This is a genomic window from Pseudomonas sp. Irchel 3F6, from assembly GCF_900187595.1.
Taxonomy (GTDB): domain Bacteria; phylum Pseudomonadota; class Gammaproteobacteria; order Pseudomonadales; family Pseudomonadaceae; genus Aquipseudomonas; species Aquipseudomonas siliginis.
In genome coordinates, this window is sequence record NZ_FYDP01000006.1 from 254199 (window position 1) to 267875 (window position 13677).

Genomic DNA, 13677 nt, shown 5'->3' on the forward strand with positions numbered 1-13677 from the left:
TAACTGAGGCCAAGGACAGCTCGATGATAAAACAGATCATTTTACGTGACGTATCGAGCTACTCCCCGACGGTGGATTCAGTCATAGGCCCACTTAACAAGGTCAACGTGTTCTATGGCCACAACGGGACGGGCAAAACCACGATTGGCAATTTTCTTCAAGATCCTGGGGAGCTTTGCTACCCATCGTGCAGAGTAGAGCCGCGCGATGATGAGCGCGAGATACTGGTTTACAACCACCTTTTCACGGAAAAGAATTTCCCCGCCGATGCTCAACCGGGAGTGTTCACTCTAAACGAGGGCAATATCGAGGCAGAGGCTGCCCTCCAGGCGGCGGAGGCGGCACTCAAGACGCTTGCTCAAGAACAGCAGGTGGAGATCGAGGCTGGCAAGGCTGTTGTCGCTGAGCAAGAGGCTGCAAAGGAAGCGTTAAGGGAGCATGTCTGGGCTTTGAAAAAAACGTTTGACAATACGCCTCTCAGGTACTGCTTTAGTCAACTCAACACCAAAGAGCGGCTTCTGGAAAGGGTTATCCCTCTTGTGCACACCACGACTACCGATACCCCTGAGAGCCTTAGCGCTGAAGCGGCAGAGCTTCAATCAGCAAGTGATTTGGAGTTACCCGGAATCGCGTCGTTCAGCTTCCGCGAAATGGATGTTGAGGTGAATACCGTACTGACTGAGGTGATTGCAGGCTCCGGCGATTCTTACCTCTCCGCGTTGATTCAAGAGCTTGGGCATTCCGACTGGGTGAAGGATGCCTTGGGATTCGTCGATAAAAGCGACGAGCACTGCCCTTTTTGTCAACAAGTCTTGCCCCCAGATTTTTACGACGAGGTAGCCAGGGTCTTCGATAAGACTTACGAGCAGAGGCTAGAGCAAATACGGCAACTCAAGTCTCGCTACGACAAAGGTGTCGAGCGAGTGCTTCTGCAGTGTGGAAGACCTGAATACCAGAGCAGTGCGTATCAACTGCATGTCGCTAACCTGAGGGTGATGCTTCAGAGGAATGCCCAAGGCCTTGTGACCAAGCTTGCGAGCCCTTCGACTTCAGTCGCGTTGGAGTCGACTGTCGATTACTTTAAGGCGCTGAATGAAGCGGTGAAGGTTGAGCAGGAAAAAATCGATGCGATCAATCTCAAGGTCAAGGACAAGCAGAAGTATCTTGAGCAGATAAAGGCCAGGTTCTGGAACTGCTTCAGAGGCAGTTGCGATACGGTGATCAAGGCGGCGACGAAGAAACACCGCGAGCTCGACGTCAAACGAGAGGAAAAGCGAACGGCCATTGAACTCATTCGAGAGAAGGTCAAAGTCCATCGTGAGGTGATCACGCAGAGCAAAGCGAAAATCACGAACATCGATCAGTCCGTTGATAGCATCAATAATGCTCTTGGACACTTGGGTCTGCAGGGGTTCAGTTTGATCAGGGAGGAGGGGGATGTTCCCCAATACCGATTACAACGGCCTGGCAATGCTAACGACGTGTTCCGAACCCTCAGTGAGGGTGAGAAAACGCTCATTTCCTTTCTGTATTTCTTGGAAGTGTGCAACGGCGATATGGATGGCAAAGCCAGCAAACTGAAAAGTAACCGGGTGATCGTGATTGATGATCCGATTTCCAGTTTGTCACACAACTACATCTATGATATCGCATCACTAATCTACAGGCGCGTGCTGAACCCCAAAGACCGTTTCAAGCAAGTGTTCATCTTGACGCATAATCTTTTTTTCTTTCACGAGATGCTGAAGCACCTGAGGAGGGCAGACCAGTTTTCACTTTTCCGGATTATCAAATCTACATTCAGTGCGGTGATTCCCATGAAAGATACGGATGTCCAAAATGACTACCAATCTTTTTGGCAGACCATCAAGGATGCTTTGGAAGGGCGTACATCAGCGAACGTCATTCCGAATATGATGCGCAATATCCTAGAGTACTATTTCACGTTCGTTCATCGTCAAGAAGCACTGCAGCAAGCCCTGTTTGACCTCGCCGATGAGGATGCCGATTTCCGGGCACTTTACCGCTACGTGAACCGAGAGTCCCATTCAGACGCCATCAATCTCACGGATTTCGGCGAGATCAATCCTGCGCACTTTGTGGAACGCTTCAGGCAGGTTTTTGTGCGTACCGGCTTTGAGGAACACTACGACAAAATGATGAGTTGATTGCCTGAAAGGGCGACCCTTTGGCGGGCCATGGATACTGCGAGACAGGCCTTGATTTCAATGCTGGGTCAGTGAGATCGGCCAATAAAAGTGCGTCGAGACTACATTAAAAAATGGATTGTAACGCTATGCACAATGACCTAGAACATTTCGATTATGAACAGTCGCTATCAATCATGATTGGTGAAAACGGTAGCGGAAAAAGCCAAATGCTAGCGAGGATTGCTGAAGCCTACATAAGTAAAAAATATAGAGTTATTGCCATTGCCAATTGTCCTTTTGATAAATTTCGCGATCATGGCAAGCGGTATCATTTTATGGGTGGTCGCTATGGGAGGGACTTTATTAGTATTGCGCTAGCGGCAGTTGTGAAGTCTATCAAGGAGCCATCGGTCACCAGGTTTAATATTGGAAAAGTGTTGTCATATCTCAGGTTTGATCCAATTCTTGGAGTTTGTCAGAAAGAGAAGCAGGGTCAAGTGGATTGGTATAACCTAGAGTCAAGTAACTCCGCAGTATCAAGAGATAGCATCGACCTTGGACGGTGGAGCTTGAATTTAAACAAAACGGAGCTACAGAATTGGCCTGCTGTTTTTCTGAGAAAGCAAGGGGTGGAGTTTCCCTTAGAACACGCTAGTTCTGGCGAGATACAGATGTTCACGATGCTGGCATTCATTGCGTCCAACATTACTGAGCGCACTGCTATTATAATTGATGAACCTGAGAACAGTTTGCATCCGCGCTGGCAGCGGGACTATATAAGTCGGCTGTTTGACTTGTTTTATGGTTTTTCGCCGTTGGTGATAATTGCCACTCATTCTCCGGTTTTGGTAACCTCAGCGCCTAATGTGGATGTCCGTCATAGTCTGTACAAGCTTAAGCAGGGGTGCATTCATCCCGTGTATCCGCACGCAGGAGGTATGGAACAGGTAATGTGGGATGCGTTCAAGATTCTCACGCCAAGGAGTAACTTTCTTTCTCGATATATTGCTGACTTGCTGCACCAGTTTGAGGTTGGGCAAATCAGTAAGCTAGATTTTGATCAGGCATTTGAAGAGTTACGTGGTGCTGCTCAGTATGATGATAAACAGTTGATGCTGATCGACCAAGCACGGCGGCTTGCGCATGAGTGAGTTTGAGTACTCGTTAGATGAGCATCGACTGATCATGCAAGCGTTAGGGCTGCGCAGAGAACCGGCGTCTAATTCGACCAAAATCTGGGATGCGCATTGCGTTAAGCCCGTGAAACGTAGGCTGAAAGACCATAGACTGCGAGAACAGCGTGGGGTGTGCTGTTACTGTCAGCAATATATCCAAGGTCAGCATTCAATGACGCTGGATCTTGAGCATATTTTACCGAAAAGTATTTTTACGCATTGTATATTTGATCTAAAAAATCTGGCTGTTTCATGTCGTAGGTGTAATTTTTACAAAGGGGATAAGGTTGACTTTCTTCTTGATGACCTGCTGATGGTTCCGAAGATTGATAAAAGTAAACTTTTCAACATGATGCATTATAAGTTTGCTCACCCTAATCTTACTGATGTTTTTAGTCATCTAGTAGTTCAGAAGGCGCAGGACGGGCCGGCTGTTATACTTCGATATAGAATTGTTTCTGAGATCGGAAAGTTTACTTACGACTACTTTAGGCTCCAGGCCTTGGAGGTTAGCGCCATGGATGAGGTTCAGGGTATATCACCCCCAGAGAGTGGCTTCTTGTATGCTTTAGTGCAACAGATCGAGAAGGAGGTTTATGAATGATAGTGAATAGCCCTTCATCCGACATTTGCCTCACTAGCCAGCACCCGTGAAAAGTGTGAAGTTTTGCCTCGGTGTCGTTATCGAGGCATCATGGGGTAGAGCTTCCTTGCAAAAATAACGCGTGCTTGAGCATATCCCGTTATCCCGATAATACCTTGCAAAGGCAGACGCATCACTGGCTTGAGTACATTTGTATTCACTGCTGCGAAGTGGCGTTTCAAGAAGGTAGCCATAGATAAGACGATACAGGAAGGAAACATGGCTCAAGTTTAAGCGCGGCAGACCTGCATCCATGATATGCATGTTTGATCGGGAGATACTCTACAGCGACCCCAGCCCTTGCTCAATTAACGGTGCATCAATTAAAGCTCAAAACTATCCGACTAGTTACAGATCGATCACTAAAATCAAGATGGTGATGAGTGATGCTCCGTTTCAGATTGAGAAGAATCAGATGGTGCTCGACTTCATCAAAGCAACAGGAAGAAGTGAGTGAGGCGGATGTAGTCAGATAATGCAACTACTCAATCCTTTTGCCAGTAGCGATGCACTGTGGACTTCGATAACCCAAGAATCCGGCAGGTTTCTGCTTGGCTTATTCCTTCAGATTTTAATCTCTTAACCGCCTCAGCATTTTCATTATTGGTCGGTTTGCCAGGGCGACGCTTAACCAGTTCGTTTCCGGCATATTCGCCTTCCAGCTGCTTGATACCTCCCACGTGTTTGAAGTCACTCAGTTGGGCATGGGCGCGTTCGAGTGCCTGATCGGGAGTATTGCCATCTCGCAGGGCAACGCATATCGCCAGCAATGCCACTGGATCAAAATCTAATGCGGCGGCCAGATTCACTAGCTTGTCTAGGCTAGGGTTGGCATTGCCTTGCTCCAACGCGCCGATATGGGCTCGCACGCTGACATCGGCCAGATCCTCATACTCGATGCCACGTTGCCGGCGAATCACTCGGATTGCTGCGGCAAATTGTTTAGTGAGCGACATGTTCGTCCCAAAAGACAAGGATGGGGCCACATCGCCGATGTTCCGATAAACACAATCTAGTGGTATTATAGGAACTTCTGGCTTTTCGACCCAGTGCATCTGCACCGTCAGGAGGGCCGGTCGCACCCAGCACGTGTGAGGCTGCGCGTAGGGTCTAAGCAATATAGGTTTAAATCGAGATCGAGCGAGCCATGAGGATTCGAGTTTACTCAGACCTGCACAACGAGTTCGCCCCTTCGAACCACCCACAACAGACGCTGACATCGTCGTGTTGGCCGGTGACATCGACATCTTGGCGCGCGGCGTGAAATGGGCCAACGAGACGTTCAGCCAGCCCTTCATTTACTGCGCCGGCAACCGCGAATTTTACAAAGGCCGCATCGACCACACGCTTCGCAAAATGCGAGAGGCCGCTGCGCCGCATGTGCAAGCCCTGGAAATCAGGTTTGGATCTGCAACCAAACACGCTTTCTGGTCTAAACAGTCTGGACGGATTTCACATCCACCTGAGACCCGGTGGAAGCGATGGTGACCTGCGACTGTGGATGAACGACTTCCAGGTGATCAGAGCTGAGGAGAACTTTCGACGGCTACGTCCAGCAGACGTGATTGAGCGAAACCAGGTGCGTATGAATTCTTGAGCGATGAATTTGCTAATCCGTTTGAAGGTTCAACAGTCATTGTTACGCACCATTGTCCGATCCTGGAAGTTGAGGGAGACAAGCATGGCAGTCATCTCAGCGCGGCTTGTACAAATCGGTGGCATTCACTTTTACCGATGACAGACGTTTGGATTTTGGACATACACATTGCGCTGTTGATGTGGAGATTGGCAGGGGCTGGATCATCTCAAATCCTCGCGGTTACCCCGGCGAAGGCACAGGATTCATTCCGGATTTCACGATTGAAATCTGACCCAGTTGATGAGGGTAGCCAGGATGTACTGGATAAAAACCTATGGAGCTAAGCACTGTGATTTTCGCTTTCACAGATACCCCAGTGTCATTGAGAGAGCACGTAAAGCCATTGCAGATCCGGATATTGCCGGGTACTTGCTCTGCGCCTTGGAGCGACCTCCAAAAATCACAGGTCTGTTGTTTTTCGACCCGGCAAAAAAGTACCCGGAGGGACTTCCCTTTCATGCTCTGCCAGTCATCAATCGGTGTCGGAGAGCAGGCTACGACCTTTTCACGATAATCGATGGTGGGACTTTCGTTGTTGCTCACTGGCTACATGAAAATGGCGCTTTAGATCGTTTTGACCGGGTTCATTGATGCTGCCTTCGTTGGCGTTTGCAGGTAAAAAACGGTGGGGAAATGGGGTTTCCACAATGTGTGCGGGACGCAGAGAAAAATCGATTTCGGTGTGCCGATTACCGGGTACTCACGAGGCAAGACCAGCAGCTGCCTGGAAGGTTTTCGTGCGGATTCAGAATTTTTTAAGAATTAGGCAACAGTGTGCAGACTGAACTGATTGAAGATGTGCTTTATGGCCCTGCAAGGATGATAGGGGGATCGCGATTAGGGGATGAAGAGCTGATCAAATTGGCTCAGGAGGAGTTTGCGGAGCAACGGTTTTGTATCGTCCGGAACTGGATGCTCATGGACGTCTTGCTCCCTGACACTCAGGAAAGGGATGTCCAAAAGCGCGGCTTGCAACCTTCAGCTCTGTTTGTCCACGAGACAGTATTCGACAGCGAAGGGCGAACTGCAGCTCGCGACAGCTTCATTACTGGATTTCAAAAAAACTTCCAAGGGTGTTTTTTTGAAAGCGAGGATGCGCTGTACGTACTTGCTGGCAGAGGCTTTCGCAAGCATGTGAGCATGCCGGCTTTTCAAGCGCTGAATGATTACAGGAAAGCACGCTGATCGTTACTGCCTACCTGTGTCCTGGTTCGCGAAAGCTCTCCCAAGCCTCCTCCATTTTTCACTTCGGATATCGTGAATGGTTGATCCACGCACCGAGCTCCACTTTTGTGCCAGCCACTACATACAAGCGGTAGAGGCTGTGCGAGGGCAGGGCGCAGCTCTACAGCTGCTACGGGAGTTTTTTTGCCTGAACGCTCATGCCGAAATCGTTTATGCGCAAGATATCAATGCCTACTTTCTTCGCCTGGATGACGTCGATCGGTGGAGCAACAAACGCGTCGGAATGCTCGATGCAGTGGCCACCATGCCATTTAAATCTGTGGAGGCGTTCCGGGCGGAAATTGTGACGTGGACACTACAGGATTACGCACATGTCCATGACACCACGGGGCTGGATGCCTTGATCAAATTAGGATTGCCCCTGGGCAACTGATCTCGGTTTCACAGCTGGTTCGAATCATCGATCAACCCAGCCCTATGCGAAGCGACGTGTTCCAACACTGCGAGATCCCCCTATGCTCGATCCCCAGCTGTTACGTAGCAACCTTCAGGACGTGGCGGATCGCCTAGTGCCCCGTGGCTTTGCCCTGGATGTTGCGCGCATCGAAGCGCTGGAAGAACAACGCAAGACAGTCCAGATCCGCACCGAAGCTCTGCAGGCTGAGCGTAACGCGATTTCCAAGAGAATTGGTCAGGCCAAGCAATTCGGCGAAGAAATCGCACCGCTGATGGTCAATGTCGAGAGCACGGGCGGCCAACTGAGCGAGAACAAGGCTGCATTGGACGAGATCCAGGCTGAGTTGGAAGCGATCCTACTGGGCATCCCCAACCTGCCGCACGAGTCCGTGCCGGTCGGCGAAAACGGGAGTGTCGAAGTGCGCCGCTGGGGTACTCCACGAATCTTTGATTTTGAGATCAAAGATCACGCCGCGCTTGGCGGGAAGTCCGGTTGGGTGGACTTTGAAACCGCCTCCAAGTTGTCCGGCACGCGCTTCACTCTGCTGCGCGGCCCGATTGCCTGTCTGCACCGCGCCCTGGCGCAGTTCATGATCAACCTACACACCAGCGAGCACGGCTACGAAGAGGCCTACACCCCATACATGATGCGGGCCCCTGCGCTGCAAAGCACCGGTCAACTGCCGACGTTCGAGGAAGATCTGTTCAAGATCGCCCGTGAAGGTCAGGACGATCTTTACCTGAACCCTACGTCCGAAGTCCCGTTGACCAACCTGGCGGCAGGGCGGATTCTCGATGCGGAACAGCTGCCCCTCAAGTTTGTTGCCCATACCCCGTGCTTTCGCAGCGAAGCCGGCGCTTCGGGGCGTGACACCCGTGCCATGCTCCGTCTGTACCAGTTCGATATGGTCGAACTGGTACAGATCGTCGAGCCGTCTAACTCGATGGGGGCGCTGGAAGACTTAACCGCCAACGCCGAGAAAGTCCTGCAACTGCTGGGCCTGCCTTATCGAACTATGGCGCTGTGCACCGGCGACCTACCTTTCAGCGCGGTCAAGACTCACGATCTGGAAGTGTGGATTCCGAGCCAGGAAAACTACCGCAAAGTTTCCTCATGCTCCAACTGCGGCGATTTTCAGGCCCGCCGCATGCTGGCACGTTTCCGTAACCCAGAAACTGACAAGCCGGAACTTGTGCACACTCTAAACGGCTCTGCTTTGGCGGTCGGTCGTACGTTGGTAGCAGTAATGGAAAACTACCAGCAGGCCGACGGTTCGATCCGCGTACCGGATGTACTGAAGCAGTACATGGGTGGCATGGACATCATTAGTTGTGGGCGTTGAATTTTCCTTCGCCGGATCCAGAGGTCGACAAGGTGGCCGCTGCGCAGCAGATTGCTGGTGCGGCAAGGCGGGTCTTAACGTGTTGAGAAAGTACAATGGTGAAGGCAAAAAAAACCTGCTTTTGAAGCAGGTTTGCATGCTTTTTACGTCGAGCGTTGATGGTTCAGAATCAAGTCGATTACGTGTTCTCTGCTGAGGTTGCTGACTCATTCAGGTGACTCACCAAGGCCTCGCGTAGCGTTTCCAGAGCGTCCTGCAGACGCCGCTTCTCTCGCGGGTTATCTCCTGCTGGCTCAAAGCTCTCGCAATGCCTGATCAACGCCTCACAGTCGTTTGCATTCAAATCAAACTCAATCATTTTGAATCCGCTCCCGGTGCGCTTTGAGATGTTCCATCTCCCGTACCCATAGTCGTAAAAAGCGTCGCCAGTCACTTGCGTAGCTTCCTTGGGGTAAGCGGGTTGAAAGCATGCTGGCGGCTTCAAATCTTGCGTGCCAAGGTTGGGGGATATGTTGATCCAGGACGATCACAAAAGGATGACCATCAGTGCCTTCGATTCGCGTCTCTGGAACGGCTTCACGAAGCTCATCGATCGACATGGTGTAGGAGTGTCCAATAGGGTTGTCCAGATCCTGTCGGTCGATTTTAGCCAGTGCGGCCAGAGGGGCTTTGGCTTCCGCTGCGCCAGGTTGCAGGCCTTCCAACTCCCACAGCGCTTCTCTACGGTCTCGCTCGCGTATCCAGAGCGCTTTTAGATCAGTATCCATCAACAATTCCTTACTACATTGACCGTCTGCTACCACCCTTGGCGTATAAGCGAATGCTATCAGTCACTGCGAGGAATAGGGCGGTGCGGATGATGAAGTTGGTGCGCATTTCGGTTCCTCAAGAAGCTCCTGCACAGGCGTAAGGAAGGGGTGGTTGCGAGCGCCCTCATACTGGTAGCGGCCTTCATTTTTCGCGGCTGGAAAAATTTATTTTTTTTCGCCCCTTGAAAATTTTTTTGTGCGACGGATCTTTTTATTTGAGGGCAACAGAAAAGCAGCGATCTCGGTGCCTCTCCGTTCACCGGTCTTCCCGGATAACCTATGTGGTTTTTCGCTGTTGCTGTGCTCTTGCTTCTGGCTTTTTCTTGCGACTTTTTCTGGCTGACGCAGGTGTATGGCCGCCTTATGGGTGCAGCAAAATCGTCCCTCAGCGGCTGAAAGCCGCTGCTAACCCGTTTGATTTCAAATTCACGGTCTTTTTTTTGAAAAAATACCCGTGTCGGACAACTTTGTGCGTGTCAGTACGCAGATCAACTGGAGAGAGCAGATGGAAGACGAGATTGAGTTTAAGGTTTGGCGCTCGGCGCAGCAGGCATGTAGCAAGGTGTCGTTTGCGCGACTGCTTGAAGAGGCGGTCGCCAGTTTCAAGAGAATCCCTGGGCTTGATCCTATCGTGCGCCTGCACGCGTCAGGGATCGGTGCTGAGAGCATCAGAGTGCTACGTGATGCTCTGGAACGCTCTGATATCGACGCTGGCCCAACTGAAAGTTACGTCGAGCTTAGATCTCGTCTGAGAATGCATTTACGCGACCATCTGCAATTGCACGTGATCAAGATGAGTTTTGCCTCTGACGAGCTTAAAGCGGATCTGCTTGAACGAGATCTTGGGTTGTAGCCATCGATGGCATCGTCGGTACCGCTCCGCTGCAAGCGTGCCGATCCGACAAATCGATGCAGTGCTTTAACGAAAACCACTATTAAATGCTCATCCTAAAAGAGACTAGACGCGGATCAACTGCTGCTTCCTGCATTGATGGGGCTTCTAATCTCTGCGCTCACAGTCGGCTATATACAATACTGGCGGCGCTGATGCGCTGGATCAGATTGCTCAACAGGATAGATTGCACGCCTGTGAAATCTTCAGTGAACTTAGATCTGCCGTCTTCATGAGAGCTGTGTAGCGGCTCTCGTTACTCGTCCCCAGGCTTATGGCTTACCTGGTTAGCAAGAGTCAGGCTTGAAGAGATTTTGAGGGGCCATTTTTGCTTTTCGACCTTCAGAGAGTAAGGCCGGAGCCGGGGGGAGCTCAAAATACCTGGATGCTTTCATCTGTTAGGAATTGCGATAATAGAAGGTAAGCTTTGCCAAGGTCATTGAGGGTCAATTGTAGCCTATAGAGTTCCGCCTCGCCTGCCTCCTCTCCGTAAGGGTAAAAGCCCCGTGTTTCATAGTAGTCTGATTCCTCAGCCCACTGGCTGGTGACCCAGTCACCGCGGTCTTCGCAATGCTCCTCATAAAACTCTTCATCAATGTCTGCGTCAGCCCACGGAAATAAAGCTCCAATCAAATTGCTAATTGATCTTAGCCTTCCTGAGTAGATGGCTGGGAATTTGGTGATAATTAATTTATCGCCACTCTTGCGTATGCGCGATATTGTGAATTCACTTCGCCCGAGAGATTTATTAATCCAGTCTTCAAATTCTATAACGATCTTTTGGCCTCTAGCCAAGCGCTGCATTATCGGCTCATCTAAAGCAAGTCTTCGCAGTCTCTGTTCACGCTCGGAACCCTGGAAAAAACCTCTGATTTTATTTTTTGCATTTTTGTCTAATATGTTTTCTTTGGGTATAAGAATGCTCCACCCTTTTTGGGTTTTCTTGGCTGTTTTCTCTGATACATTAATCCAGAAGTTTTTGCCAGCGTTGGGTATATGAGCGATCAGCAGTACAGGTAAGCTGTGGCTGAGCCAGTAGTCATAGTGAGCAAGAGAGCCGTAGTATCTATAGCCAGATTTCGTTTCGGTGAAATTCCCCTCACCCGATTTAATCTGTATCGCTATAAGCTTTCCAGTGACGTTGTCGTCATCAATAAGCTCGACTTGTGCATCGATGCCGATGTCCGAGGTATGCTGTTCTCGAAATATCCATCCAAAGTCCAGGAAAATACCTTCAACTGCGTTAACACCTTTGCGCTCAGTAGGCGTGTATCGAGAGCTTTTTGGTTTCATATATGCGCTTCCTCAGAAGCATTACCGTTATCAACGAATCGGATTGAAATTTCCCTATAGGATGTCAGTGGCACGTCGGCTATTCAACGGGTACCGACTGAGTGAGGAGGAGCCCGGCTTGAACGCGGGGCTGTAGGGAAAGTCGATAGTCCCTTGAATGAGCCGGAGTCTAGGGGTGCGGGCAGGGCATGAGGCTATCTCAGGCTGATGTCTTATGGCCAAAGGGTGGGGCTATTACGCTGATCTTCGCTTAAAGGGAAGGTTGACAGATGGGAATGGCGCCCTTGTTCTTGGCTCGGGGCACAAGCAGTCCGGTCACTAAGTCGTATCAGATCAGGAACGTCTTAAAGACAATGCTCGTCGGTTGCTAGCGTCGAAGAGGATTTCTCTGCAAAATCTACGAATGACGCAACCTAGTGTCATGGGAGGTGGTTAAACGTTTGGTGATACTTGGCGCAAAATTATGAGTGCAATAATTGATGGTTGCCTTTGTGTGGGTATCGCTTGGTCTAAATATTAATTGGTTGATTTTATAGAATGATTAAAAAAGAATTCGAAGACGATTTAGATGACAATTGGGTTGTAAGTGACAGAGGTTTTTATGAGCGGTATAAGCCGCTTAGAAATAAATTGCGCAAGTATTCCTCTGAAAGCATTTTGGAGGCCTGCATTGAGAAAATGAACAAATTCGATCAAGGCAGCGTGGAAGGGCTTTTGGCAATGCCTTGGCTTTGGATTGTTGCATTAAAATGGGCGTTCATTGACGTCGGGACAAGCTTTGGCAGCAGCAAAAAAATAACCAGCAAAGAGCTAGAAGGTCTCAATTTACTACTGGTAAAAATATCGAATTACGCCTTGCTCCCGACGCAATACAAACCTATGGAGCTGTACACGAGAGCGATTACGTACCAGCAAGCGCCTTATCAAGTACTAATTGCAGCATATGGATTGGCGCGCCAAGATTTAATGTTTGGAAAGTGTCAGGAGAACGAATTTTTCAAAGCGGATTTTCATGGATTGCACGGGCTTCCTTTGGAAGTGTTTCTGAGGCTTTCGGGATTTCTCGTTTCGATATTAGAAGTTAATAATAAACTAAAGTTTTCTATGTTGGATCTGCCGTTGCAGCTGTTTGAAAAAGAACACGTAGTTCGATATTTAGAGTCAATTTCTATCAATATTGAGGTGCTAGGCGAAAAGCTGTCAGAGGCCAGTCCCGGGCCTCGAAGACCAAAGGAGTTCTTTGAGCAAACACCTTTTATGTCGTTTCCATTAGTGAAGGTTGGCGACATTTATTGGTGCGTAAATAGAAAAATACTTATGCAAGCGCTCAATTATTTTGTTTATGATACGCTGAGAGAGAAAAGTAAGTTTTCCGATAAGTTTGGGAAGAGATTTGAAGGGTACGTGGGATCCATCATATTAGGAAGCGGCCTTAATCATAGGGTTGAGAGTGATTTGAAGAAGGCGCTGGGGAGCGACAGTAAGGTGGTCGATTTCCTAGTCACGTCAGAAGGTGCTAATTTCTTCATTGATGCCAAAGGTGTGGATTTGGCGGCAAGGGCAAAGCTGACCCATTTAAGTGATGTTTTGAAGGGGGCTGTGAAAAGTTCGTTGTTAAAAGCGATTGTGCAGGGGCAGGACACAAATCTACGTTTGACAGAGTTTGAATGTTCCGATCCAGTGATTAAGCCACGAAAAGAGAATTATCTATTCGCGGTTACCTACAAGCCACTATTTATTGGCAATGGCGAGTTTCTGAATCATCTTTTAGGTGGTGAGGAAGTTGAGCGCATTCTTGGAGATTACCCTCTTAGCAGTCAGATCCCTCTATCGAATATATATTTTTTTAGCATTGATGAGTTTGAATGGCTGATGCATTTGGTGAAAGAGAACAAGATCAGCCTTGTAAACGCCATTGAAAGAGCAAAGTTGGCGGATTCTGAATTTGAAACTGCGAAGTACTATTTTTCAGCGCATCTAAGTCAATGGCCCGAATATCACGAAGTAAATCCTCCTCTAGAGGGACAGGTTTCAGCAATGACCGCTGAATTTACAGGCTAGCAACAGCGAAGCATCCAAAAGAGCATCATTG

11 protein-coding genes and 1 pseudogene are annotated in these 13677 nt (G+C 49.3%); 9 read left to right on the forward strand and 3 right to left on the reverse strand.

The features are described from left to right. Nucleotides 1-23 precede the first annotated feature (23 nt). The 3 genes from CKW30_RS20515 to CKW30_RS20525 all read left to right on the forward strand — a co-directional run bounded on the left by CKW30_RS20515 (nt 24) and on the right by CKW30_RS20525 (nt 3929). On the forward strand, nt 24-2168 hold the full coding sequence (locus CKW30_RS20515; protein WP_095181744.1) for an AAA family ATPase: 2145 nt from the start codon (nt 24-26) through the stop codon (nt 2166-2168). Between the two features lie 128 nt (nt 2169-2296). Beyond that, nucleotides 2297-3301 carry an AAA family ATPase gene (locus CKW30_RS20520; RefSeq protein ID WP_159894692.1) on the forward strand — a complete coding sequence of 335 codons (1005 nt, stop codon included), beginning with the start codon at nt 2297-2299 and terminating at the stop codon, nt 3299-3301. Then, nucleotides 3294-3929, forward strand: a complete 636-nt coding sequence (locus CKW30_RS20525) for an HNH endonuclease (protein ID WP_095181746.1) — start codon at nt 3294-3296, stop codon at nt 3927-3929. Before CKW30_RS20520 ends, CKW30_RS20525 begins: the two co-directional genes overlap by 8 nt. 524 nt (nt 3930-4453) lie before the next feature. Here CKW30_RS20525 and CKW30_RS20535 read toward each other — a convergent pair. Next, entirely contained in the window at nt 4454-4924 is a 471-nt protein-coding gene (locus CKW30_RS20535) for a transcriptional regulator (protein ID WP_095181808.1), read from the reverse strand. 191 nt (nt 4925-5115) lie between these two features. Between CKW30_RS20535 and CKW30_RS27685 the strand changes: the two are divergent. The 4 genes and pseudogenes from CKW30_RS27685 to serS all read left to right on the forward strand — a co-directional run bounded on the left by CKW30_RS27685 (nt 5116) and on the right by serS (nt 8591). Next, a pseudogene (locus tag CKW30_RS27685) lies at nt 5116-5839 on the forward strand (metallophosphoesterase). 542 nt (nt 5840-6381) lie between these two features. Then, complete coding sequence (locus tag CKW30_RS20545) at nt 6382-6792, forward strand: hypothetical protein (RefSeq protein ID WP_095181748.1); 411 nt, start codon at nt 6382-6384, stop codon at nt 6790-6792. A 76-nt stretch (nt 6793-6868) separates the two neighbouring features. Continuing rightward, the gene (locus CKW30_RS27690) at nt 6869-7225 is read left to right on the forward strand and encodes a hypothetical protein (RefSeq protein ID WP_256584380.1); all 357 of its coding nucleotides are present in this window, start codon (nt 6869-6871) and stop codon (nt 7223-7225) included. 82 nt (nt 7226-7307) lie between these two features. After that, the gene (gene serS, locus CKW30_RS20555) at nt 7308-8591 is read left to right on the forward strand and encodes a serine--tRNA ligase (RefSeq protein ID WP_095181749.1); all 1284 of its coding nucleotides are present in this window, start codon (nt 7308-7310) and stop codon (nt 8589-8591) included. 350 nt (nt 8592-8941) lie between these two features. Here serS and CKW30_RS20565 read toward each other — a convergent pair whose 3' ends face one another. Further along, nucleotides 8942-9358, reverse strand: coding sequence for a hypothetical protein (locus CKW30_RS20565; RefSeq protein WP_095181751.1), 417 nt, complete (start codon nt 9356-9358; stop codon nt 8942-8944). A gap of 547 nt (nt 9359-9905) precedes the next feature. Here CKW30_RS20565 and CKW30_RS20570 point away from each other — a divergent pair. Continuing rightward, nucleotides 9906-10253 carry a hypothetical protein gene (locus tag CKW30_RS20570; protein ID WP_256584381.1) on the forward strand — a complete coding sequence of 116 codons (348 nt, stop codon included), beginning with the start codon at nt 9906-9908 and terminating at the stop codon, nt 10251-10253. A 411-nt stretch (nt 10254-10664) separates the two neighbouring features. Here CKW30_RS20570 and CKW30_RS20575 read toward each other — a convergent pair whose 3' ends face one another. Continuing rightward, complete coding sequence (locus CKW30_RS20575; RefSeq protein ID WP_095181752.1) at nt 10665-11585, reverse strand: DUF4365 domain-containing protein; 921 nt, start codon at nt 11583-11585, stop codon at nt 10665-10667. A gap of 537 nt (nt 11586-12122) precedes the next feature. Between CKW30_RS20575 and CKW30_RS20580 the strand changes: the two genes are divergently transcribed. After that, nucleotides 12123-13646 (forward strand): hypothetical protein, encoded by a 1524-nt coding sequence (locus tag CKW30_RS20580; RefSeq protein WP_095181753.1) that lies wholly within the window; start codon nt 12123-12125, stop codon nt 13644-13646. Nucleotides 13647-13677 lie beyond the last annotated feature (31 nt).